Here is a 23,301-nt window from a genome sequence, read left to right on the forward strand (position 1 = left end):
TGGCGATTACCGGATGGCGATCGCCAGCGGCTTCACTTGCCACTGCGTGACGCGCGCCATCTCCTATTGGGCGCGAGGTACCAACGTGAGCCTTCAGCACCCGTTTCGGACACCCGACGTGTTTGCACTCGGCGTGCTGGTCTTGACTTCCGCAAGTAATATCACTTGAACAAGAAGTCATTCAGTCAATCATCCGAAAGACCGAAAGGGGCTTGTGCGATTCGGGCATTATTGGGTTCGCGCCCCTACCAGGTGGAGGGCCGCATGCTGCTGGCCGGCGTTTAGGAAATCGGCAGCTCGGGCATTCACGGCGGCGTGGAGATCACGCGCTTTGATCGCGACGAGGCGCACCGGCTGCAGCCGCTCGGCGGGCGGGCGTCGTTCGGCATGCTGCGCGAGCTGACGCGGAGCGTCGGCAACGACTGCGCCGTCGAGGTCGACACCAACAGCTACTCGGTGCCGTGGCGGCAGATCGGCGAGCGCGTGGCGGTGACGGTCGCGGCCGGCAAGGCGCGCGTTGACCTTGCCCTCACCAAGTTTTATCTAGGCCTGAGTTCGTTCGGGCGGTTGGATGTGCCCATGCGGGCGGTGGTGGCGGCGGGAGCTGGCGCGGAGCGCTCGACATAGCGCAGCGCCAGATCCCGACGCGGATTGCAGGTGGCGGCGAACTCCGCTGGCGTCTTCCATCCGAGCTGGGAGTGTGGCCGAGCGTCGTTTTGGCTGCAGTATCAGCGGACGATAGCGGGTCGGGACCGCCATCGCGGACACGTTCGAGGCGAAATTCCCCATCATCACGGGTCGCACGGTGACGATCCTGTCGAGCGGCGAAGCACCTGATCGCGTCGCGTTGATCGACGGGATTGAAACAAGGCTTGAGCTTACCTCGGTCAAAGCCGACGGAGCCGAACAGATCATTGAAGAGCTTTTGCGGATCGCGTCCCAAAAACACGAGAGCTACGAACGCCGCGGAATTTTTCGCTCCCGCCCGATAATGCTTTTGTGAGCTTTGGATTGGCTGGCGCAAGATGTTGAAGGCGCTGCGCTTTACGAAGTGCGCGACGATCTCGCAGATGCGCTAAATGCAAGCTACTTTGCCGGCCTCGGCTTTTCCGAGATTTGGCTGATGGACGGTGGCGCCAAATATACCTCGCGAACCGACCCGCGCGCTCCCGCGGGCTTCTTCTGTTTCGCGCCGGCCGGCAAGATGGGCTTCTGGGAGCGCGAAAGAAAGCGGCGCCCCTATTTCGGTCTTGTCAGAGATTTTCTGACCTAGCGATCAGGGCTAGGCCTCACCAAAATCGAACTTCACCAGCTAGGAAATCCGGCTGACGGGACTATATCCAGGGGGCTGCTTGCCGGAGCGAAGGCATGTGCAACGCCCAGAATCACTCGTTAGATTGTCCTTGCGGATTTGGTGGCGACACGGGAGGTGGCGGCCCGCGAGCCGCAGCCCGCGCGCGTTGGTACGCCGAGGAGGTGCTTGAACGCCCGCTGTCTGCCGGATGGACTAAAGACGGCAGAGGGACGGTCGAGAGCTACGTTAACCCAAACGCACACTGTCCGGTGTGCGGGAAGCTGGTCTATTTCTATCGCTCGCCTTATGACGGCCGCGTATTCTTCGACGAGTTGGGCTGGCCTTGGCCGAAGCATGGTTGCACGGACAACGGCCGCCCGCCGCGGCGTGTAACGCACGATTCTGCTGAAGCGAAGGCGCCGAGGCTCGTACCGCAATGGCGGCTTGAAGGCTGGCGGCCGCTTTTGTCGGCAAAGGCCTACGCGACCGCGGAAGGTCAACGCGTGACCGGCGATTTTGGCGATGCGTTTCTCGAGCTACGGGTCGCACGCGCGGAGAAAATCGACGTCAAAGGTCCTGTGCTCCTGCGCGCGGCGAGACCGTATCTGTTCGAAATGACGTTTTTGCACGCGACGGCGCACGGTGTCCTAGAGCGGGTTACGTTCGCCTTCGACCCCAAAATCGCGCCTGTCGGTGAGGAAGTGATCGCCGAAGCCGCGGAAGGCAATCCCACCACAAGTTACGCGGTCGGCGCCTACATCCTATGGCAGCTCGACGATCCTGAGAATGCACGCCCTTACTTAGAAATTGCTGGCGAGGCTGGTGTGCCGGACGCGCTTATCGATCTCGCGGTCCTTGAGCTGCTTTCCGCATAAGAATTCGCTGCGGGCATCGTACTGCAGGCGGCGTCAGATAGCGTTTTTCCCCATCCCACCGCACCTATCGTGTCCTTCTCCGGCCTTATCGCGCCGGTCATCGGCTCATGAATGCAAGTGCCGTTGGCACTCCTCCACTGCGCTGCGGTCGCGCGCGATGCATCCGCCTCCTCCGTCGCAGGGGCCTCCGTCAGAAGGCGGCGATTGGCGCGGTCAAGCGATGGAGGAAGCGATGCTTTACTGGACGATTGCCGAACTGATGCACAAGACCGGGAACGAACTTTGCGATCTTGCCAATTATATCGAACATCTGCTGCCCGATCTCGAGGCAGGTTCGGTCCTGAGGCACTACGCGCTGCTGAACCTTGCCAACATCCGCAAAGTGCTGGCTCTGCGACATCGTGCTCCGAGCGCGCGTCCCCAGTCGCGCGTGGCCTACAACTTGCACGATCCTCGGCGTGTTCGCGTCGGCTGCCGCGGCGATGCCTCTGCAGGCGATTCGATTCCGTCCGGTGCTAATCTCTAAGCCTTCAAGAGCTGAGTGATGAGCTGGTCTATGTTAGCAGCGTCGATGCTACCGTTTTCGCCATCGCGCGTAACAATAAGAACACCGCGCGTGCCCCCGCCCTGATCGCTTGGCAGAATGTCGTTGGCCCGGTACCAGACTAGCTTCTCCTCCCAACGCTTGCGGTATTGAGGGACATGCAGCATGCCGCAATGCTCCCAATAGTAGTTTTCGCCACTTTCCATATCTTCGATCGTGAAGTCGGGATATTTCGTTGTGTTGCCGATGGTGAGGGGTTGCTCGTAAATGTAGTCAATGCCGTTTGCCGCGAGGCGATCTGCGATGATAACCTCAGATTTTGAGCGGACCATTTCGCGGCGCGACGTGCGGTGAATGAGCTTTTCTTCGTAGAAGCGCCCCTCAATCTCGATCGGTTGCGGAACCTCGAATAGGTTTGTGAGGCGCCGAGCCGTCTCCGACTTGTCGTCTGATGAATACTTACGCAATTCGGATCGCGGCCCCTGATGAAGGATAACAACGCGCTCAGTCTGGCGCGTGAGCGCCGTATAAAGCAGCTCACGCGAGAGCAATCGGCACGGGTTAGGCAGTATGAAAAACACCTTCCCGAACTCGCTTCCCTGCGCCTTATGAACCGTCAAAGCGTAGGCCAGTTCGAGAGCTGGATTTCCCTCTTCCTTGAAATCTCGGCTGAGGAAATCGTATTTGAACCCCGGTTGAGAGGAAAATTCCGCCTCAAGCTTCCAGCGGAAGTCAGCCGCTCCATTGCGCCAGAAATAGCCGACTACCATGCCAATCTCGCCATTGGCGATGTAGGCATTGTCTTTGGCGGGATAAACGCGACGATGCTTGTAAAGCCAGATGGACGGATCGGTGTTGATGAGGTTTATGATCTTGTCACCGTAGACGATTTCTTCCGTACCCATTGGCTTGGTGTATTTTCGGTTGCGCTGTTTGCGCGAGACGTCGACTTGTTGCGCGCGAAAGTGGCGATGGATCAAGCGGTTCAACGCGGGAACACCGTGAGGAGCGGTTCGCAGAGGAGATAGAATTTGCCAGCCCTCGGCGATTTGAGCTGCTCCCTTCGTTCCCACGTTGCCGTTCCACGGATTGAAGAAAGAGAGCTCCTTCCACCGCGTCCCGCCGAGCGAGGCATCGAACCCGGCCATGTCGCTGGGGCCGCTCAAGCCAAGCTCTTCAGTTAAAACAACTATAAGCTTCGAGTTGAGGTCGTCCGGCCCCGTCCATTCGACAAAGCGCACATGCTTGCTCGCGCCTTCGCGCACCACTTTATCGAAAACATCGTCTTCACCAGGGGCAATCGGCGAGCCGCTGAACCATTCGGCTAATTGCAGGTCCTCTCGGTCCGCTCCGCCTTGCCGGCGCCGGACGGTTAGCTCGGCGTACCCAGGACCTACGCGCGGAAACTTGGCTGTTACGCCTTCTGGGGTTAAATGCTTGACGATGTCCAGAAATGGACGACCGGCGCCGATTGGCGGCAATTGCCGAGGATCTCCAATCAGGATGAGACGTTGCACGCTCTTGAGCGCTTGAATGAGCGCCGCGAGCATTTCTTCGGTAAGCATGGAGCATTCGTCAACAATAACGGTACGCGCTCCTGGTTCGGCTGGTTTGTCTGACAACCTATATCGGCCTGTCGATCCGTCATACCGATGCGGCTTGAGGAACTGGGCGATCGTCTGTCCTGAGAGAAACGCGGCGGATTGCTCCATTCTCACGCGCGCCTTGCCTGTCGGCGCGAGCAATAAAATGCCGGCCGCCGATATCGTCGGATGCGAGCACAAAACAGACAATAGGGTTGTCTTGCCCGTGCCGGCTGGCCCGATAAGTACCGAAACTCTAGCCTCCGCCAGTTCCTTCAAAGCAGCTGTCTTTTCCTGCCGCGCGCTCTCCTCGAACTCGTCAATTTCTTTGGTGCCCTTTTGCTTCAGATGATCGTCGAGCAATGCCTGCCAGTCGGCATTCACCGCGAGGCGTTTGCCTTTGAGGCGCTTGTCAATCGCATCCCGGATGACGTCAGCGGTCTCCACCAACCGCTGCAGCTGTAAGGCTGGAGCACCATTGGCAAGCGCCGTTTCTGCTATCGTGCCCGGAAGGATATCCTTCGCGACATTCAAAAGATCGCCGTCGACATCGCAAGCAGGCTGGAGGCTCGCACCCCGAATTTTGAGCACGAGCTGGCTTTGCGGCATAAGCGTGCTTCCGTTCGCTGCCGCGTCTTCCAGGACGTTTATGGCCAAAGCGCGAACGCGTCGCGCGTCGGTCCCGGCGTCGAGTGCGCTCGGCTTTGGCAAGGGGTGCTTCTTACGAATGATCTCTTCCGGAAACACCCCGCGGTCTACAGTCCAAACGCTAATTGGATCGGCCGAAAGCCGCGTGCTCTCAAATAGGAGATAGGGGTTCGCAAGTAGTTCAGCATCAGTGCAGTCAATGTTTGCCTTCGCTCTCTCCTCTTGCACATAGGCAAGTGCAGCCTGCTGGGGCTCGATCTCAAACCGGCTAACTAATTTCAGCAAAGCTTTGCGTTCGTCCGGCAGACGCTTCCACTTCTTGCAGAGAGTCTCGCCGACGCCCTCGGCGAGGTGCTGCGGGAGAGTGTGAGCAGGATCTGAGAACATCGCCTCAACGAGCGGCCATGGGTCCTCGTTGTCGCCAGCTTTTGCGGCGATCTCTCGGGCGACAAATGTTCCTAGTCCGAGGCCGAACGCCGAAAGAGCAGCACCAAGTCCAGGAGAGGGACCGCGCGCTTTCCATAGCTCCGCGAGACGCGCATCAATCCATTTGAGGCACTGGCTCCAGGGGCCTGGCAAATGATCCTTTGCCCTGTGCAGGGCATCCGCGCTTGAGAGCAAAGCACCGATCGCACCGTCGTGGGTAACGAGCTCGGATGCGTAAGAAAACTCGCCAAAGCGGTCTTGCGGTACCAGAGCTGCTATATCAGCTGGATCGAAGGTAGAGTCGGTGGCGGCTTTGTCGATCGCGGCGTGATACGGAAAAATGAAGCCATCCTTGAATCCGGGCCGGATCGAATGCTGGATCATCATCTCCCACATCATCGAGCGAAGCTTTCCGGTAAGACTCTTCGTCTTGTACCGGTATTCTTGGGCCGGAGTGGAATGCAGGACGCGGCCTACGCCGATCAGAACTCGTGTACCCGCGGTGTCTTCGACGAAAGGCACCTGCTTGGCGTAGAAAAAGCAGAGAGAAGCCTCGTCCTTTAGGTGGTCTTTGAAACAGTCCAGGAGCGCTTTTTGGTTCTCTTTATTCTGGACCCACTCCTTGCCGAAATCCCCGAGGTCGGGTTCACGTTCTTCCTGCACATCAAGGGCGTGTTCCTCCGCCAATGCGGACATATTGTCCCGCAGGACCCATCGAAACGGAATAGCTGGCGCGGAGTATGCAGGTTGCCGAAGAGGCGTATCGTCAAAATGGCCGTGAGGCGTTTCCGGCCCGTGGTTGTATGGATGGTTGACCGTCCGGATCAGATCAAAGTCCGCGAGGAAGGAAACACGTTCCCCGACGCAGCAAGGTAGTTGATCCTCCGTCAAATCCGAAATTAGTCGCCCTTTGACTTTCCCTTCAGCAGAGTCATTCCTGCTTTGAGCAATGCGCCGTAGCTTGAGGCAACTGCTATTGAGATGTGGATTAGCGCAGACGTGGCCGTCCCAGGCGGTGTCATGCCATGGCACGCGCAAGGAGATGTGACGTAAAGGATACCCCATTGAAAAACCGAGCCCCCCGGACAATGCGCGACCAAGTTACCAGCCCGCAACCTAAAAGCGTAGAGCTAGAGCCGATTCTTTGGTATGATGGATGTCGGCTTCATTCGGCAACCTCAATGATCGTACGGGGACTTACGACAGAAGTTGCTCTAGGCGCTGCTTTCGCTTCCGCCAGTCCGGCATCAATGATTCCAGCAACTCAAAAAAGGCCGCACCGTGATGCGGATGAATCAGATGAACAAGCTCGTGCGTGATCACATAGTCGATGCAGCAGGTGGGTGCCGGAATGAGGTCGGGGTTGAGCGTGATGCGGCCACTGCCGCTCCAGCTGCCCCACCTCCGCGGCATCGCCCGAAAGATCGGCTCCGGTGGACGACATCCCATCTTTACGAACCGCGCCGAAATCGTTGCGAAGCGCTCCGTGATCCGGGCTCGTCCCTTGTCGCGATACCAACCCTGGACAAGCCGTTTTGATAGTCTGAGGCCGGCGATGATCGGCGGCCGTGACGTGGAGGAACCCGCGCTTAAGCTTCACTTCCTCCTCGGCGCCCTTGTGGAGCTTGAGGCGGTACTGGCGGCCAAGATAGAGGTGCGTTTCACCCCCGACGTAGCGGCGCTCGGGTGCGCGCGGCCGGAACTGCTCGAAATGAAAGAGTTGGCGGATGAGCCAACGTGCACGCTTGCGGAGGCGCTTCTCCAAGACTTGTCCTATGGCTTCTCAAGCGTGCCCTCCGGCGCAAGGCGGCGGTCGCCGGGAGCTTACGGCTTGGGCGCCTTCCGTCGTCGATACTTAGATTGGATTCTGGAGAGTACGCGCGTGGCGGATTTCATCAGCTAGTTGGTAAGCAGTACGTGAGGATCGCTTTCCTGACTGCAGCTCGCATTCCCACACGACGAAAACGCGCCAGCCTTGGCTTTCGAGTTCGGCCCTAACGCGGGCGTCACGGCTGACATTCCGGTCAAACTTCTCCTGCCAGTACGGCGTATTCGACTTCGGCGTCGTCGCAATGTTGCAGCCGGGATGGCGGTGCCAGAAGCAGCCGTGGACGAAGACCGCCGCCTTGTGACGCGGGAGGACTAGGTCGGGTTTTCCCGGTAGCCGCTTGTTTCCCAAAGTATAGCGGAGCCCAAGCCGATGGAGCTCTCGCCGCAGCACCAGCTCTGGCTTTGTGTCCCTGGAGCGAATGCGCGACATTCGTTCCGACCGCTGCTCTGGCGTCAGGAAATCAGGCATAGGCTAGTCGCCGGCCTCGCGCGCGCGCAGCTCGAAAAATGGCAGGCCGCGCACGATCTCGCCTTGGACGTCGAATGACTTGTAGAGGCACTGATGATTGCGGAGCATCTTGATTCGGTCCGCAAGCTCGGCAGCCAAAGGGCCGAGGCCAAGCGCTGCCAGCTCTGCCGCGGTCACGCTCGGCACCTTGTGCACGAACCAAGTCAACAACGGCTCGCGATAGTCCGTCGCCCCCGCCTTGAAGTGCCTGAGGTATTGGGAGGCCAAAATCACGCCGCAGCCGAACTCGCGACCCTGGAGGAGCAGCTTGCGAAGGACATCGAACTCGTAGCGCATGATGTTGTCGGCCTCGTCCACCAGCAGGAACGAGTCGATGGCACGAAGCTGCGGCTCAGTGCCAATGAACGGCCGCTTGGGCGTCCGCAGCATGTTCTCGTAGAACATGTTGAGCATGATGGCGACGAGCATGTTCTTGCTCCGGTCGTCCTGCCCGAGCGCGTCCAGGGAAATAACGACTGTGCCGTTCAAGAACTCGCCAAACGTCAGGCACTTGGCCGGATCGGACTCGAAGATTTCCATGTCAACGAGATCGTCGATGATGGACATCGGCGAATCCGACTTCCCGTCCAGCAGCTCTCCATAGGCGGCATGGACGTCGTAGATCGTCGGGCTTTGCCCGCTGGCATAGGCCTGGCGTACGGCCTTCTTGAGCTTGTCCCGCTGCACGGGGCCGATGTTCGAGTAGATCTTGTCGAGCACATCGGCGAAGAACCTGAACCGGTCGAGCCAGGGCACACCAGAATCGCCGATATCGCGCGTATCGAACAGGTTGAGCGGAAGGCGTCGAGGCCGCACGACCCTTGCTCCCGTTGCCTCGACAAAGTCATCGCTGCTGTAGTCTCGCTTGTAGTCGAAGATCAGGACCCGGGGGCGGATTCCCCTGTTAACCGGCGCGGCCGAGCCGATCTGATGAATCAGCGACTTGAGCAACTGCGTCTTTCCGGTCCCGAGATCGCCGACAACTCCCATGTTGAGCTGGTTGAGCCGCGTGTCCGACAGAGCCAGCGTTACCTCGCGGGGCTGGAACCCATCAATCGTTCGGCCGACCTCGATGGCAACGCCGGCGTCGGTCTCGGAGGCAGGCTGCGGCTCGATCGTCGACTCGTTCGCTGGAATAACCTGCACATCTCCACCTCCGGAGCTTGGCCGCAGGAATGGTTCGTCGGCCTCTCCACCGGCAAGGACCCCGTCGTTCGCGTTTCCCGCCGAGCCTTGGGAGCCAACAGGCATGGCCGGAGCGGGCTCGCGGTCCGGAGGCATCAGTCCCCAATCCCCAACCTTAGCCTTCACACCGTCATAGAAGGGCTGGGCATCGCCGGCGACCACCCGGCCCGCGTCCTTGCCGCTAACGACAATGACTTCATCGAAGCCGTCCTTGTCCTTGTCGAACGCATTGCTGACGGGCGAGTCGTCGACAATGACGAGCCTGCCTCGAGGGTCGATGCTCACGGCGTGCGGGTCCGTCAGGATTGCCGAAGCTATCTGCTCATGGAAGGCCGACCAGACTCCCGCCCCGCCGGAAAGATCGTGATGCTGACTGTAAACGCGCATTCCGAAGCCAGCGATCGACAACAGCAGCTGCTGGTAGGCAAGCCGCCAGATTGACAGCTCGCCGTCATCGGCCGCAAGCGTCGAGAGCAACCCCGATAGAGATTTCGCCTGCCCAAGTGCATCCTCAACTTCACCTTGCGGGAATACTGCTCCGAGCCTGCACTTAACCTCGACCGGCGTCAGGTGAATCCTTGCACTTCCTGCTTTGAAGGTAGCGCAAATCACCATTAGGTCTGGGCGCGCAAGAGTGGCGTCGGGTCGCTCCTTGTGCAGCGCTCGGGCGAGATCATCCACGAACCGCCGGAAGGGATCCACTGGGACAACTAGCGCGATCCTCGGGTCGACGATCGTACCGCCAACGACGGGCAGCAAGCTCTCGGCGCTAGCCTCGCCCCTGAAGCGATCTTGCAGCAGCCGCGCAGCCACGAATAGTCCAAGGTCCCCAGCTGCTCCCGTGTCGTCGCCAGCGAGGCCACGAATTGTAGGAATGCCCCGGCGCGCGACCTCAAGCAGAATTGCGGCGACCTGATCATCGTTGAGAGCAGATCCACCTGGAAGCCTCGATAGTACCTTCTTTAGTCCGTCCCGGTCCTCCGATTTGATGCGCGAGAGGAGGTAGTAGCCGTTGGTATCGCCCGCGCGGTGGGAATAGGACGGCAAGTCGTAGTCCCAAAGGTAGGAATTCGGCAGCCAATCCCCGAGGAAGCAGGCCGGGTCGACGGCTGAAGACGAGACGGCGACGTAGTCGGCTTTTTTCTGCTCCAGCATTTCCCCGATGGCATGGACGTCTGGCGCGAAGCGGAGCCCGAGTAGTGTTGGCCCGGTGTTTTCAAGCGCTGATAGGAGCGCTGCGACCTTATCGGCCAGCACCTCGCCGCATTCAGGAGCGGCGAGAGACTGACGAGATTCGGAAAGGAAAGCAGATGGAAGTTGCTTTCGTACCCGGTGCCTTATCAAGCCGCCGAGGCCCAGTGCCGATCGCAACGTGGTCGGCGATGCCTCGGGCTCCGAAGATTCGAGCTGCGCAATGATGCCCAGGTCCAGCGTGCAGTCTGGCTGGGCGCCGACTAGCCACCGCACGCGATTGCCAGTGTCCTCGGAGAGGTTCGCGATGGCAGAGTCCTCAGGCATCTCGCCCGCGCGCCTGCCGTCGAACACGTCGAGGCGGCGTGCGCCGAGCCAGTGCCTCCGGTCAAACCTTTCCGGCTCGCCAAAGCGCTGCGAGGACCAAGCGATTAAGCCCTCGTTGCACGCTTCGGTCGCGCCGCCAGCGCTCGCCACGTGAACCGTCAGACGGGGTTTTGCGCAGAGGACATTGGCTACGTCGTCGAGCGCTCGCACTACCTGACTGGAGCTGAAGCCGGCCGAAATGCCCCCAATCGAGAGACCGAGGGCTGCGCCGAACGGTTCCTTCCCAGCGCGCGCCGGCAGGTTAGAAAGCTTGTTCCCATTCCAGAGCACCGACCAGTAGTCAGAATTCGCCTCCACGGCGAGAAACGGCACTTCGTCGAGCCCTTCCGGGGAGGTCAGGGGCAGGTGCAAGATGTCCGGAACAACGCCCGGATCAAGCACCCCCGCCGCCGGACAAGGCCGATTGCTGGCTGCGGTAGAGACGAGCAGCCCCTGGGCAACAGCATGCCAAGCTAGGCGCAGGGGATGAAGTGGCGACAACAGGATGGCGTCGGGGACTCGGGAGATTGTCCGGCCGCCAGGCTCCAGCGAGGCGATGCAAGTGACGTCGGCCCACCGCGCCGTTTCCGGGCTCGCCTTCAGCCACGATGCATAGGAGTCTACGTAGGTTTCGATGGCCGGCCCAAATCCGTCGCGGGACTTCAGCCATTCGCCCAGAGGGGCGGCTTCGGTCAGGTTCGAGTGCTCTTCGCCGCGGATCATTTCGGCGAGGGCGGCGCGCGACCTTAGGAATGCCGCCGGAGGGCTGAAGGCGCTCGCGGGTGGGCGGGGGTCGCGAAGGTATCGGGCACCAGACAAAATTCGCCCGCACTCTTCAGCCCAGGCAGGCTCCGACCAGTGGTCGCCATAGTCGTCCGCGAGCACTAGTGGCAGGTACGACAACGCAACTGACTGAAGCATCCAACCCTGCAGGGTGCTCGCCCGCGACCGGCTCACCTGGACTACCGGCTTGGCGCCGGTCGTCTCGACTAGACGCCGGTTTAGCTTGATCAACCGCTCAAACTCGCTGCCACAGCCATCCTCGGCAACGTCGTCGACAGACAGGTAGACTCGGCAGGTCTCCGGCTTGGCCTTGCCGCCATCTGTCCTGGAGAGCTGCAGGTCGACTTGGAAAGCGCCATCCACATCGACTTCGAGCTGATGCCGCCCAGCCTGCAGCTCTCGCACTGAGAGAGCAACAGCTTCAGCCGATGCAGTGCCTTCGCCTCCAGTTCCAATTGCCTGGGGCGCGAGCTCAACGCCATCCGCTAACAAAAGTAGGAGCTCGTAGCGGCCTGGCCCCGGCAGCGCGATGCTGGTCTCCAGCGCCACGTCGCGAGCCCGTCTACTGGGCGCCTTTGGCGGAACAACTTTTCGGGCGAGTCGGCACGCGACAACAATGCCGGGCGCCCAGCTGGCGAGGGAAATGACCTTTGTCGATGCCGGGCGATGGCCGTCGGCAACCCCCTTGTACTGGATGGGCGACCTGTGGCGTGGAGGTGTGGCGTCCACGTGCTCGGCCTCGCTGACGAACTCCAGCTCCAATGGAAAGCCGTCGCTAGTCTTCCCGGGCGACCGCTCAATGCGAACCGTGACGGGACCATCCCGCCCGACCGCCGTCCGAATAGCGAGCTCGATTGTACTCTCGACAACCAAGGGGACGCCCCGAGCGGGCGGCAAGATAGCGTTCTTGACCTCGATCTGGATGTCGCCCGCGATCTCGGGCTCGTCCGAGAGCAGCGAAGCCCAGACTTCCACGGTCAGGCCGGTCCACCATTGCGGGGGTGCCCCCAGTAGCCAGTCGTTGTTCGGCTGGTAGAATGGCTCTCCTCCACGCTCCAGGGCGGTGGGGACATCGCACACGTTGCGAATATGGCCCAGGAAAGCCTCCAGCCATACGCGCTGGTCGCGGGTTGCGAGCTGCATGGGCCCCTCTAGCCCTGACCGAAACCCATCAGACAAGGCAGCCACGACTCCGTCGAGGCTGGCCTGCTGCTCAGCCGCGGACAGTGTCCCAGCATCCATTGGAGGAACGCCGCAGGCCAAGCTTAGTCCCTCTGCCACCCCAAGGCCGGTTGCGGATACTGAGAATATTCTAGCGAGCAGTCGCCAGACGTTGGCCCGCATTCCCTGCTCTGCGTCGACAGCATCTGCGGCCGCGGCAGCGCGCTCGACAAGCGCCGAGGCCTCGGCCCGCTGCTGGTCATTGAGCTGGAGTGCGTCGAGGGCGGCGCCGACAGCGTCCTGCACAAGGGGCTCCGCCCACCAGTTGCCAAAGGACACGTCGCTGCCGTCGCTTGTCGCTGCCAACCCAAACTCGTCGGTAGTCGACGTCACCGACATGATCGCACGCACCCCAGGAGGCACGAGGGCGAGAAAGCTTGGGTTACTGGGCGAATTGCGGAGGTCAAGGAGGTGGCCCTCCTCGCACCTGCCGGACGCCCCGATCGGCGGGTTCGCCTGTCCAGGCGCGAGCGACGGCACCTGTAGGAGAATTGGTACCGGGATGCTCTCTCCGTCCTTCGCAAGGTCGTCGTAGACCGCAGCTAGCACTTCAAGCGGCGGGCCGTGGAAGATTAGGCGCACCTCGCTGGAGCCCCGCGTCGTCCCGGCGACCCTCCGCCGAACCTCATTTGCAAGCCAAGCTGCAAGCTCCATCATGTCGAGGCCTCGTCGGCGGCGTCAAAGGGAGCAACCAGCAGCATTCCCGTTTCGGCGTCTGGGCTGTCGAGGACGAGTCCGAGCATTCGCAGTTGATGGCCCAATACGTTTCGCGCAATGTCACGATGATTCACCGAGATGCCGTAGGCCGCCATGTGCTGGGCCAGACGCTGCACCGACCTTGGCCCCGCCACTCCTGCCAGGGAACAATGGACGAGAGTCAGGAGGGCGAGGGGGCCGGGCGCGCAGATCCACCGCCCCGTCCTGCCTGCACCTTTCCGGTGAAGCACGAAGCCCTTGTCATACCCCCTAAGCAGCGTGTCCCCGGGAATGCGCTGGTAAAGGACGTGCAGCGCAAATTCCTTGAGGTTGGACCCGATGCCCTTCGAGCAAAGGAGAGTGCGGGCCTCCGATTCCAGGAGGTCATCCACATGGTCGAGAACGGCGCCGAGCTTACCGGCATTCTTGACTACAAGGTCTCGGAGTTGCTCGAGCTCGGATGACGACCCCAACGTGCCTTCAAAAGGGATCCCTGCATCAGCCAAGGACCAAAGCACGGTGTTGATGCCGAGGCGCGCGCGCAGGTACGCGGAAGTTCGGTCCTTCAGCTCGGCCTGCGCTCCCATGCCGAAGGTAAGGAACGCGAGGGAGGATGGATAAAGCTGGTCGCGTAGCGGGGCTGGGTCCGTCCCGCCCGAGAGTGCGCGGCGGAGGATGTCCCACGCTCGCCGTTGAACCTCGCACAGCCAGGCGACGTGGGCGAAGGCAGCGATCCTCACCAGCGCTTCCAGCATGCTCGTCCACTGCCGGCGAGTCATGAGCGGCTTGGCCGCGACAACTGCCTTAAGGTCGCCCGCAAATGTCCGCGCCGGGAAGGGCTTGCCGTCGAGTTCCCCGGGAGGCAGAAGCAGGACTTCGCCCCCTGCCGGCATCTCGGCACTACTACTAAAGCGATGGCCAGTCCAAGCAGCAAGCTCGCGGCTTAGGAACCTCGCAAAGACGTCGTCGCCATCAGTGACCGAGAGTGCCTCGAAGAGGGCTTCCCAAGTCGCGCTCGCTCGCTCCGCCGTCTCCGACCCCAGCCAAACCATGCGGCGGAGCAATGCGCCAGCGCGCCAGGGATTTCCGGCGAGGCGTGCGGAGCCGGAGAACCAAGCGGTCTCACCGACAAGGGGCGTCACCTGGATGAAGCGTTTGGCCGACTGATTCTGGAGCTTGGGACTCTGAAGCACCCCATTGATGAGCGCTTGCGCGGATTCGCCATCGAGCGCCGCGTCAGGCGGCGGCCTTCCCCCATCGCGGGCCTTCGTGATCACCTTGTCTAGCTGCCTGCCATTGCCGGGCACATCGCGTTCCATCACTCCGGGCAGGCCGATGGTCCGATAGAGGCCGGCAAGTAGCACCTCGGCGTTCGCGTACTCCGGCGCCGGCGCGATGGACAGCGCAGACGCCTGGTAGGCAGTATGCGACTTGCTCCACGGCGACGACAGAAACTCAGCGAGGCTCATGAGCGCTGGCCCCTCTTGGTCGCGATAAACTTACCGCGGTGCCGCTCGATTGTCAGGGTATCGCCAATGTGGATTGTCGGGCGCTCCTGGACATGCCGGTCACGGACGATCGACCCCGCCATCTTAGCCCGCGTCATGTCGAGAAGGGCCTGGACGCTGTGGGGCAGCGATGCTGGCGAAAGGCCACGCTCCAAGTCGGATATTGCCTTGAACAGGTCGTAGGTCACTGCGATAGGCTGGGAACTCCCACCTGCCTCGACATCGAGGAAGCAAATGGACGGCGCCGGCCGGCCAGCTACGCACGCGTCGCGCGCATAGACCCTGCGCCTCGGAACTTCAAGGATCGCCCGGCCCCTAGTCGGCGGCATTGGCTGGCCGAACGTGGTGGTCAGCGAGACATCGAAGTTGGCGCCATTGTTCAAGAGGTTCTCGACCTGTATCGCGACCTCGTGCAGCTCATGACCCTGGCCGCCAGTATCGACAACTAGCCGATGGAAACGATCCAGGAGTGCCCCATCCGGGACGGCTGCCTGGCGCGCCCCTATGCTCCGGCGCACCATCCGGCAAGCGAAGTCGCGGGTCGCCCTCTGGATCCTTGTCGCGGCGGTTGGCCGGCGGCTGCGCAGGCGTGGGGTGGCCAGCAGCTCATCGAGCTCCGCGAGGCGCTCAAGGAGTGTGCGCTCTGCGACGCTGATCGAACGGATGCGGACCGCAAAGTCGAGGCCCTCCCTCACCGACCTGCTGAACCGCGCATCAAGGTCGCCAAGCGTTACAGCGCCTCCCCACGCCAGAACCTGCTGGTCCGGCGAGGCCATGGCGGGGTCGAGCAGCCTGTCGAGGTCGTCCAGCAGCGAGCCGATCATCGCCGGCTGATAGCCTGCCGAACGCGACTGCAGGAAGTAATATAGGCCCATGGCGGTGTTATTGGTCTCGTGCAAACCCAGCTCACGCACGTCCTTAAGCAAGGACGCCACGAGAGTTTTGTCCCACGAGTGGAACAGTGTGTGCTGGTATTGCGCGGATACCAGCCAATATAGCGCGGTCGATGTGTTCTTCCTCGGCCGACCGACAGCGGCGCTGTCGGCCTCGACTTGCGCCGCCGCCCACTGGCACGGGTCAAGCGCGCCATCCTTGGGCAACCCAGATCCCGCTAAAATGTGCGAGAACAACGAGAAGAGGTCGCGAAACGCCCAGCGCTTCCCGGTGGCGAGCTCGAACCAGCGAAGCATCTTCAGCAGTGATCCAGCCTCTCTCTTGTTGGACAGCATTTTGCGTGAACCGCAAAAGGGGCACATTGGGCCAGCCGCGCACGCCTGTGGCCATAGCGCTGGGTCGACAGCGCGGCTCAGGATCGCCTCGGCCGGCGGCCGGTCTCCCCAGCTCGTTCGCTCCGCCAGCGACTCCGCATCCATCGGCCATGCAGCCACTCCCTGGAAGCCATCCAGCGGCCAGCACGACGGCGCCCCGGCGGTCTGACTGACGGCACGTGCAACCGCCTCGAGCACGCGCCGTGCACCGACAACGTGGTTGTCGATGGCGTAGATCATCGCGTCGTCGAGCACGCCGCGGTTTACGCAACACAGGTAGGCCGTCGAGGATTGGCTAGAGGTCGCCCTCTCCAGCTCCTCGACCAGTAGCCGGGCGGCAGGGCAGGCCGTGGACCCACCAACCGACGCGTCCTGGACCACCTGCAGCCGCAGTTCGCGCGCAGGGACAGCCAGAGCTCCAGCATCCACCTCGACGAGGCGCCCTACAGGCATGCCCTCCGGTGGATGGAAGCGGGCCGCCAGCGCACGACCTAAAGCGCCGGCGGAGCCGAGCGCCAGATCCAGCTCGCCTATCGTCGCCTCGACGGCCTCCGTCTTGCCGTTGCCGGGTCCGCCGACAAGAAGTACGACCCTCGGCGCATCTTCGTGACCAGTGGCCAGCCGACGGGCCCAGTCCCGGAGGCGGTGAAGGAGGTTGGTCTCAAAGACCCCAGCTCCAGGGCGGCCGCTTGCCCGGTCGAAGAGCCGGCGGACACCCCCGCCCCGGTTTCCAGACCATCCGACGAGCCCCCGCGGGAACTCCTCCGAGGCGATGTTGGGCACGCTGGTGCTGCCGCTGGACATGCCTATGCCGCCAGCTTGCGCGCAACGGCACGCGCCTTCTCGTACGTGATGAGGACCTCGCCCCACATCTCGGCAATGAGCGGCGGAACGGCGTTTGCCACCTGGGTAAACCTTGGCACCTCGCGAGCTCGAAGATGGCCGCCCGTGGTGTACTTCCCCTTGAACTCGAACCAGTCGGGGAAAGTCTGGAGTCTGGCGTTCTCCCGCACCGTCAAGGTCCGGGGCTCGCTATAGTGCAGCAAGTCGTCCGGCATGCTGGTGATCGTCGGGGACGGAGCCGAGGGATCAAGCACCCTCGTCGCCATCTTCTTGATGCCATGGCGCTCTCTCATCGTCTGATTGAGCTGCACGTTCAAGCGGCCGGCAGCAACGCACTCAGCAATGATCTTCTTGAAGCGCTTTATGATATCGGGGCGGTGGTTCGCAAGCCTTGTGTCGCTGACCTGACCCTTGTGGCCGTCGCGCATCAAGTGCTGGAAATTCGATCGAGGCCGCGCCGTCAGGATTGCCTGGTAGCCCTTGGTGTCGGGGCTTGGGCCGACTCCGGCCATACCTTTCTCCAAATCCGATATCGCCTGCCGCGAGGTAACCTTCGACGTCAGCCCCCGCTTCTCGAGAAAGCGAGCCTTTGCGGCCCGCAGCCTGGCGAAAGGATCTTCTCCGTCGGGAAGCTTCTTGAACTCGGACTTCAGCATTCCCACGAGGAAGAACCTGGGTCGCTCCTGGGGAACGCCAAAGGCCGAGCATCTGATCGTATCTGCGTAGACGTGATACGCCTCACTGAGCCTCTCCACGAGTTCGCCCGCGAAATTCCGCCTGCTCGCAACGTTGTCGCCTGCGACGAAATCATAAGTAATGCCGCGGACGTTCTCCACGAGCACCAACCTCGGGCGCACCAACTCTACGAACTCGAGGTATCGCTCGACCAGCTGGTTACGGGGATCCGCTGTACGCCGCCGCCCGGCGCTCGAGAATCCCTGGCAGGGAGGCCCTCCGGCCAGCAGGTCGACCCGGCCGCGCAGCGCTGACAAGTGCAGGGCGTGCTGTTCCATGAGCGCCTCGATTGTCCATGGTTGCTTTTCAAGCCACTCGGGCCAGTCAAAGGCGTGGCGCGCTTTGTCGCCCGTGAGGTTGGAGCTCAGGGTATCGAACGCGAACGCGTCCTTCTCTATCGCAAAGAGGCCCCTCCATCCTGCGCGTAGGAGGCCAAGGCTAAGGCCGCCACAACCTGCGAAAGCATCGATGAAAACTGGTTTATGATCTCTGGCCTCCACACCCGCCCCTTTCTTGCCCCAGGCCGAATCGGAGCTGGGAGATATTGTGATGACTTAGAGGTTTGCCGCCAAGCAGATTGTGCTTCCATTCTCGCACTAGCGAGCGCCCGCCTTCGCGGCGATCGTCGGACCCAGCTGACTGAGGGAGAAGGTGTCGACTGTCACCGTTGCGATCTGGATATCCTGTTGTATCCAGGCCAACAAGTCGCCTCCCTGGACGTGTTTGACGAATTGATCTTGGGATGATCGCCCGCATTTGTCGATCCATTGATCAACATCGCAAGAGCGCGCATTGCCGGCAGTCCCGTCAGCAGCGCTTGCCAAACGATTCACAGGACTCGGTGACGCTCGGCCAAATTCCACTCGATACTCCTCGATCTTGCGATCAAAGCAGTCGACAGCTTCACCTCAGAATGCGGGTTTGCCAGATTGGCAGAAGACCATTCCGCCAACTCTTGAGCACCTCGATCAAAACGATGAAACGCGCGCCCCCGCGAATCGACATCTTGCCACTTTTGCCAGTTGTATTTGGCCTTGGCGAAATCGAGGCGGCCGCGGCGATCGGCGTCTCCGCGAGTAAGTTCCGCGCGCTGGTCAAAGAAGCTCGGATGCCGCGCCCTCGACGAATTGACCGGCGCTCTGTCTGGGACGTTGATGAGCTGCGCGCGGCGTTCAAGGCTCTTCCTCATGAAGGAGAGAGCGAAGGATCCGACACATGGGCGGACGTGGTATAATCCGGTTGAAATATGTTCACGCGTTTCGTGATCGTACCGGCCGCATGCGTTACTACTTCCGCCGCGATGGAAGGCGTACGCCCCTTCCCGGCTTGCCAGGCTGTCGTGAGTTCATGGACGCATACGCGGCGCTGTTGGCCAATAGGCCAAAGCCTGCTGAGCTACGACGGGCGGCAGCTCCCAAGACCTTCGCCGCACTTGCGATCCTCTATTATGGCTCTCCCCAGTATCGATCGCTGTCCACTTCCAGCCGCACCAACTATCGGCGAGTGATTGACGGCTTCCTGGAAGAACACGGCCACCGACGTGTCGATCAAATGACGAGAGAACATGTCGACATCGTCATCGGCAAGATGGCCGACAGGCCGGGAGCCGGCATAATTTTGCTGAAGCGAATCCGAACCCTGATCCGCTACGCCATGGCGCTGGGCTGGGCAGATCGAGATCCGACTGCCGGCGTGCGGGGATACAAGTCGAAGGAAATTCACACCTGGAATGAAAGCGAGATAGCAGTCTTCGAGCGTCACTGGCCGGAAGGCACACGGGAGCGCCTAACGTTTGCGCTGCTCCTGTACACTGGTCAACGCGGGTCGGACGTCTATCGGATGACGTGGGCGGACATTGCGGATGGCGCAATTCGCGTTGCGCAGCAGAAGACCACAACCAAACTCACTGTTCCGATCCATGAAGCGTTGGAGCGTGTGCTTTCGACCGCGAACCGTGGTCACCCGACAATCCTGGCCACAGCCTACGGCGAGCGGTTCTCAGTGAAGGGCTTCGGCCAGATGATTTCGGCCGCGATCCGGGAGGCAGGGCTCCCCCAGCGCTGCAAAGCCCATGGGCTCCGAAAAGCGGCCGCGCGGCGATTGGCCGAGGCCGGATGTTCTGCAAGCGAGATCGCTGCGATTACCGGGCACAAGACGCTAGCAGAAGTCGAGCGTTACACACGCGCGGCGGACCAAGAGCGGCTGGCGAGACAGGCGATCCAGCGGCAGTCCGAAAACCAAAGTGGCAAACCGCAAATTGGCGAAGTGGCAAACCCCACCGACGAAGCTATAAAGATCAACAGCTTAGCTTGGAATGTGGCGCTCCCTAGGGGAATCGAACCCCTGTTTCAGCCTTGAGAGGGCCGCGTCCTAACCGCTAGACGAAGGGAGCGTGAGGTGAACCGCATAGCCTTGAACGCGCCGCGCCGCAAGACGGGGGATGCAGATTTTGTGGGTGGAGGAGGAGAGAGTGCCCGTGGGGACCCCCACCCCCGACCCCTCCCCCCGCCGCAATCGCGAAGCGATTGTCGGCTGCGGGGAGGGCTCGGGGGTGGGGGCCGCGAGTCCCGCTCGACGTGGCGAGCGTCTGCGTCGCGTACCCTTACGGCTCCACCGCGAAGCGGAGGCGGCCGGTGGGTTTGAGGGTCTTGGCGTCGAAGGTGCGGATCTCGGTGGTGCCCCCCACATCCAGCGTGACGGCCAGGCGGTCACCGGCGGTGCCGGTGGCGACGATGCGGGCGCCCTTCGGGAGCATGGCGGTGAGGTCCGGGCCGGACGCGGAGCTTCCCTCGCCGCGGAAAAGGCGGTAGCCGATGGCGACCAGAAGCACGGCGATCGCGATCGAGGTGGTCACGCCCGCGATCATCATCATGCGCCGCAGCCGCGCCATCAGCTGGGCCTGCTCGGGCGAGGACGGCTCGGGCGCAACGGTAGAGTTCATGGACATCTCGACTTCACAATCCCACGGTCTGATGACGGTCACGGTCGCCGGCGACGAAGGCTCGCCGCGGCTCGATCGCGTGCTGGCAGCCAAGCTGCCGGAGCTGTCGCGGTCCCGGCTGAAGGCGCTGATCCTGGCCGGACAGGTGTCGCTCCGCGCGGCGTCGGTGCGGGACCCCGCTTATCACGTCACGGCCGGCGACACGATCACAATCGACGTGCCGGAGGCCGTCCCGGCCGAGCCCGCGGCCGAGGCGATCCCGCTGAAAATCATCTACGAGGACGACGACATCATCGTCATCGACAAGCCGGCCGGCCTGGTCGTGCACCCCGCGGCCGGGCACGAGACCGGCACGCTGGTCAACGCGCTGATCGCGCATTGCGGCGCCAGTCTGTCCGGGATCGGCGGAGTCAAGCGGCCTGGCATCGTGCACCGGCTGGACAAGGACACCACCGGGCTGATGGTGGTCGCCAAGAACGACCACGCCCACGCCTCGCTGAGCGCGCAGTTCGCCGATCACGGCCGCACCGGCGCGATGGAGCGCGGCTATCTCGCCTTTGCCTGGGGCGTGCCGCACCGGCCGCATGGCACCATCAACGCGGCCATCGACCGCCATCCGCATGCCCGCGACAAGATGGCGGTGCGGCCCAAGGGGCGCGAGGCCGTCACCCATTACGAGGTGCAGGAGAGCTTTACCGGCCGCGACGGCAAGCCGGTGGCGTCGCTGATCGCCTGCCATCTCGAGACCGGGCGCACCCACCAGATCCGGGTGCATCTCGCCCATCTCGGGCATCCGCTGATGGGCGATGCCGTCTATGGCCCGCATTTCAAGACCAAGGCCAACCAGCTCGCGCCGGGCGCGCGCGCGGCGCTCGAGGCGCTCGGGCGGCAGGCGCTGCACGCCTATCTGCTGGTCATCGAGCACCCCCGGACGGGAGAAATAATGCGTTGGGAATCGGAGCTTCCGGAGGATCTTTCTCTTTTAGGAGATGCCCTGCGAGCGGCGCTATGACGCAGGACCTTCAGAAAAACGCAAGCATGTCAAAAACTTAATGGAGCCACACGGGGTCGTGACCCCCGGAATCCTTCCACCGGGGGGCGAAAATGGTGTATGTTGCGCCTGCGTCGAATGGTCGACGCATGGAACGTCGCAAACCGGCCGGCTTTAACCAAGCGACCGCTTTGCCTGGCCCGCCGCTATCGGGGGCCTGAACCAACTGGAGGGCGCTCGATGGCCCGTACAGCTACTCTGCCGGTTCTCAACGGAGAATCGGGACTTTCACGCTACCTCGCCGAGATCCGCAAGTTCCCGATGCTGGAACCGCAGGAGGAGTACATGCTCGCCAAGCGTTGGCGCGAGCATGACGACAGCGACGCAGCGCATAAACTCGTGACCAGCCACCTCAGGCTCGTGGCCAAGATCGCCATGGGCTATCGCGGCTACGGCCTGCCGATATCCGAAGTCGTTTCGGAAGGCAATGTCGGCCTGATGCAGGCGGTGAAAAGGTTCGAGCCCGAGAAGGGCTTTCGCCTCGCCACCTACGCCATGTGGTGGATCAAGGCGTCGATACAAGAGTACATCCTGAGATCGTGGTCGCTCGTGAAGATGGGCACGACCGCGAACCAGAAGAAGCTGTTCTTCAACCTGCGCAAGGCCAAGAGCCGGATCAACGCGCTGGATGAAGGCGATCTGCACCCGGATCAGGTCAAGCTGATCGCGAAGCGCCTCGGCGTGACCGATCAGGACGTGGTCGACATGAACCGCCGCCTCGGCGGCGACGCCTCGCTGAACGCGCCGATCCGCGACGACGGCGAAGCGGGCGAATGGCAGGACTGGCTGGTCGACAACTCGCCCAACCAGGAAGCCATCATGGCCGAGCACGAGGAGTACGACCACCGGCGGCAGGCGCTGAACGGCGCGATCGGCGTGCTCAACGCCAGGGAGCGCCGCATCTTCGAGGCGCGGCGCCTGGCCGACGAGCCGATGACGCTCGAGGACTTGGCGGCCGAGTTCGGCGTGTCGCGCGAGCGCGTGCGCCAGATCGAGGTGCGTGCGTTCGAGAAGGTGCAGTCCGCCGTCAAGGGCGCCATCGCCAAGCAGGAGGCGGCGGCGCTGGAGGCCGCGCACTAGGTGCACGGCTTGCTTGAAGGTGGTCTTTGGATGCGATCGGAGCCGGCGGAGACGCCGGCTTCTTTGTTAGGTGCGATCAGTCCGGCGCGGCGCGGGCGAGCCCGGCGAGCGCACAGCCCTCGCAGTAGCGGGCGTCCTTGTAGTCGATCCAGTTGTGCGCATAGATCCGCTCCCGCGGGATGTTGTAGCGCAGCCGGAGCAGCTTCGAGAGGATGCGCCAGGCGGCGATCTGGGCCTCGGTGGGAGGCGTGGTGACGTCGGGATAGTTGCCGGCGAACTCCACGCCGATGGAATTGTCGCGCACGACCTTGCGATAGGTCGGGCCGTTGTCGATATAGCGGTTGTCGTTGCGGTTGGCGCCGTCGCCATGCAGCGTCACCAGGGTTTCCGGCACCGCCCAGTACACGGTGCCGTCGGTTTCCACCCACAGGGTGACGCCGCGCCGTTTCGGGTTCTTGGCCTGCGCCAGCGCCCCCGCCCGCGCCGACCCCGCCGGCCCTTCGGTCTGGTGGACGATGATGTTGGTCCAGGGATGAGCCTGGTGCGGATCGCCCCATGGCGCCAGCCAGACGATTCTGAGCCCCGGGATCTCCGGCGTGCCGGATGATCGGGCCAGTGCGGCGAGCTCCTCGGCCGAGGCCGGCGGAGGGAGAAGATTGAGAAGCAGCGCGAGCGCTGCGCGGAGGGAGAACAGGACCGGCCTCATGGCCGGCAATGATAGCACC

The 23,301-nt window shown here is 62.3% G+C and carries 18 protein-coding genes, 1 tRNA gene and 2 pseudogenes; 9 read left to right on the forward strand and 12 right to left on the reverse strand.

Translation table 11 applies throughout. The annotated features are described in order from the left end of the window. The first annotated feature begins 387 nt into the window (after positions 1–387). Positions 388–627 carry a Mu transposase domain-containing protein gene (locus QW845_RS34240; protein ID WP_409997994.1) on the forward strand — a complete coding sequence of 80 codons (240 nt, stop codon included), beginning with the start codon at positions 388–390 and terminating at the stop codon, positions 625–627. On the opposite strand, the pseudogene QW845_RS31765 reads toward QW845_RS34240, so the two are convergent. Next, positions 546–716 (reverse strand): annotated as a pseudogene (locus QW845_RS31765) (IS3 family transposase); the annotation flags it as partial. The gene QW845_RS34240 and the pseudogene QW845_RS31765 sit on opposite strands and share 82 nt — an antisense overlap. Before the next feature lie 89 nt (positions 717–805). On the opposite strand from QW845_RS31765, the gene QW845_RS31770 reads away from it, so the two are divergent. From QW845_RS31770 to QW845_RS31785, 4 genes are all read left to right on the forward strand, one after another. Continuing rightward, positions 806–1,003, forward strand: coding sequence for a hypothetical protein (locus QW845_RS31770; protein ID WP_315805457.1), 198 nt, complete (start codon positions 806–808; stop codon positions 1,001–1,003). 3 nt (positions 1,004–1,006) lie between these two features. Further along, on the forward strand, positions 1,007–1,273 hold the full coding sequence (locus tag QW845_RS31775; protein ID WP_315805458.1) for a hypothetical protein: 267 nt from the start codon (positions 1,007–1,009) through the stop codon (positions 1,271–1,273). A gap of 95 nt (positions 1,274–1,368) precedes the next feature. Further along, a complete protein-coding gene (locus QW845_RS31780; RefSeq protein WP_315805459.1) occupies positions 1,369–2,169 on the forward strand; it encodes a hypothetical protein in 801 nt (266 codons plus the stop codon). A gap of 232 nt (positions 2,170–2,401) precedes the next feature. Beyond that, positions 2,402–2,695 carry a hypothetical protein gene (locus QW845_RS31785; RefSeq protein ID WP_315805460.1) on the forward strand — a complete coding sequence of 98 codons (294 nt, stop codon included), beginning with the start codon at positions 2,402–2,404 and terminating at the stop codon, positions 2,693–2,695. On the opposite strand, the gene QW845_RS31790 is transcribed toward QW845_RS31785, so the two are convergent. From QW845_RS31790 to dcm, 8 genes and pseudogenes are all read right to left on the reverse strand, one after another. Then, positions 2,692–6,435, reverse strand: coding sequence for an ATP-dependent RecD-like DNA helicase (locus QW845_RS31790; protein WP_315805461.1), 3,744 nt, complete (start codon positions 6,433–6,435; stop codon positions 2,692–2,694). The genes QW845_RS31785 and QW845_RS31790 overlap by 4 nt on opposite strands. Positions 6,436–6,567: 132 nt before the next feature. Then, the gene (locus QW845_RS34245) at positions 6,568–6,930 is read right to left on the reverse strand and encodes a M48 family metallopeptidase (RefSeq protein ID WP_409997995.1); all 363 of its coding nucleotides are present in this window, start codon (positions 6,928–6,930) and stop codon (positions 6,568–6,570) included. A 25-nt stretch (positions 6,931–6,955) separates the two neighbouring features. After that, positions 6,956–7,135: pseudogene (locus QW845_RS34250) on the reverse strand (YgjP-like metallopeptidase domain-containing protein); the annotation flags it as partial. 90 nt (positions 7,136–7,225) lie between these two features. Further along, positions 7,226–7,669, reverse strand: coding sequence for a very short patch repair endonuclease (locus QW845_RS31800; protein ID WP_315805462.1), 444 nt, complete (start codon positions 7,667–7,669; stop codon positions 7,226–7,228). Positions 7,670–7,672: 3 nt separating this feature from the next. After that, positions 7,673–13,111, reverse strand: a complete 5,439-nt coding sequence (locus QW845_RS31805) for an ATP-binding protein (RefSeq protein ID WP_315805463.1) — start codon at positions 13,109–13,111, stop codon at positions 7,673–7,675. Further along, on the reverse strand, positions 13,108–14,619 hold the full coding sequence (locus QW845_RS31810) for a hypothetical protein (RefSeq protein ID WP_315805464.1): 1,512 nt from the start codon (positions 14,617–14,619) through the stop codon (positions 13,108–13,110). Before QW845_RS31810 ends, QW845_RS31805 begins: the two co-directional genes overlap by 4 nt. Continuing rightward, a complete protein-coding gene (locus QW845_RS31815; RefSeq protein ID WP_315805465.1) occupies positions 14,616–16,730 on the reverse strand; it encodes a hypothetical protein in 2,115 nt (704 codons plus the stop codon). Before QW845_RS31815 ends, QW845_RS31810 begins: the two co-directional genes overlap by 4 nt. A 2-nt stretch (positions 16,731–16,732) precedes the next feature. Continuing rightward, entirely contained in the window at positions 16,733–18,004 is a 1,272-nt protein-coding gene (gene dcm / locus QW845_RS31820; protein ID WP_315805466.1) for a DNA cytosine methyltransferase, read from the reverse strand. 242 nt (positions 18,005–18,246) lie between these two features. Between dcm and QW845_RS31825 the strand changes: the two genes are divergently transcribed. Next, positions 18,247–18,738, forward strand: coding sequence for a hypothetical protein (locus QW845_RS31825; protein WP_315805467.1), 492 nt, complete (start codon positions 18,247–18,249; stop codon positions 18,736–18,738). Between the two features lie 419 nt (positions 18,739–19,157). After that, positions 19,158–19,862 carry a tyrosine-type recombinase/integrase gene (locus tag QW845_RS34255; RefSeq protein ID WP_409997996.1) on the forward strand — a complete coding sequence of 235 codons (705 nt, stop codon included), beginning with the start codon at positions 19,158–19,160 and terminating at the stop codon, positions 19,860–19,862. Here QW845_RS34255 and QW845_RS31830 read toward each other — a convergent pair. Beyond that, positions 19,822–19,896 (reverse strand) — tRNA-Glu (locus tag QW845_RS31830). The genes QW845_RS34255 and QW845_RS31830 overlap by 41 nt on opposite strands. Before the next feature lie 210 nt (positions 19,897–20,106). After that, positions 20,107–20,445: a hypothetical protein gene (locus tag QW845_RS31835; protein ID WP_315805468.1), complete on the reverse strand. Its 339-nt coding sequence runs from the start codon at positions 20,443–20,445 to the stop codon at positions 20,107–20,109. A gap of 31 nt (positions 20,446–20,476) precedes the next feature. On the opposite strand from QW845_RS31835, the gene QW845_RS31840 reads away from it, so the two are divergent. Continuing rightward, complete coding sequence (locus QW845_RS31840; RefSeq protein ID WP_315805518.1) at positions 20,477–21,457, forward strand: RluA family pseudouridine synthase; 981 nt, start codon at positions 20,477–20,479, stop codon at positions 21,455–21,457. Positions 21,458–21,676: 219 nt separating this feature from the next. Further along, positions 21,677–22,576: an RNA polymerase sigma factor RpoH gene (rpoH, locus tag QW845_RS31845; RefSeq protein WP_315805519.1), complete on the forward strand. Its 900-nt coding sequence runs from the start codon at positions 21,677–21,679 to the stop codon at positions 22,574–22,576. Between the two features lie 76 nt (positions 22,577–22,652). On the opposite strand, the gene QW845_RS31850 is transcribed toward rpoH, so the two are convergent. Continuing rightward, positions 22,653–23,282: a peptidoglycan recognition family protein gene (locus tag QW845_RS31850; RefSeq protein ID WP_315805469.1), complete on the reverse strand. Its 630-nt coding sequence runs from the start codon at positions 23,280–23,282 to the stop codon at positions 22,653–22,655. Positions 23,283–23,301 lie beyond the last annotated feature (19 nt).

This window comes from Bradyrhizobium sp. SZCCHNS3002 (genome assembly GCF_032377435.1).
Classification (GTDB): Bacteria; Pseudomonadota; Alphaproteobacteria; order Rhizobiales; family Xanthobacteraceae; genus Bradyrhizobium.

Coding starts and splice junctions, on each gene's coding strand:
- QW845_RS34255 (WP_409997996.1), top strand. CDS start 19,158: ATGGCGCTGGGCTGGGCAGATCGAGATCCGACTGCCGGCGTGCGGGGA.
- QW845_RS31835 (WP_315805468.1), bottom strand. CDS start 20,445: ATGAACTCTACCGTTGCGCCCGAGCCGTCCTCGCCCGAGCAGGCCCAG.
- QW845_RS31790 (WP_315805461.1), bottom strand. CDS start 6,435: ATGGGGTATCCTTTACGTCACATCTCCTTGCGCGTGCCATGGCATGAC.
- QW845_RS31800 (WP_315805462.1), bottom strand. CDS start 7,669: ATGCCTGATTTCCTGACGCCAGAGCAGCGGTCGGAACGAATGTCGCGC.
- QW845_RS31850 (WP_315805469.1), bottom strand. CDS start 23,282: ATGAGGCCGGTCCTGTTCTCCCTCCGCGCAGCGCTCGCGCTGCTTCTC.
- QW845_RS31840 (WP_315805518.1), top strand. CDS start 20,477: ATGACGGTCACGGTCGCCGGCGACGAAGGCTCGCCGCGGCTCGATCGC.
- QW845_RS31785 (WP_315805460.1), top strand. CDS start 2,402: ATGCTTTACTGGACGATTGCCGAACTGATGCACAAGACCGGGAACGAA.
- QW845_RS31815 (WP_315805465.1), bottom strand. CDS start 16,730: ATGTCCAGCGGCAGCACCAGCGTGCCCAACATCGCCTCGGAGGAGTTC.
- rpoH (WP_315805519.1), top strand. CDS start 21,677: ATGGCCCGTACAGCTACTCTGCCGGTTCTCAACGGAGAATCGGGACTT.
- QW845_RS31805 (WP_315805463.1), bottom strand. CDS start 13,111: ATGATGGAGCTTGCAGCTTGGCTTGCAAATGAGGTTCGGCGGAGGGTC.
- QW845_RS31825 (WP_315805467.1), top strand. CDS start 18,247: ATGATCGCCCGCATTTGTCGATCCATTGATCAACATCGCAAGAGCGCG.
- QW845_RS31810 (WP_315805464.1), bottom strand. CDS start 14,619: ATGAGCCTCGCTGAGTTTCTGTCGTCGCCGTGGAGCAAGTCGCATACT.
- QW845_RS34240 (WP_409997994.1), top strand. CDS start 388: ATGCTGCGCGAGCTGACGCGGAGCGTCGGCAACGACTGCGCCGTCGAG.
- QW845_RS31780 (WP_315805459.1), top strand. CDS start 1,369: ATGTGCAACGCCCAGAATCACTCGTTAGATTGTCCTTGCGGATTTGGT.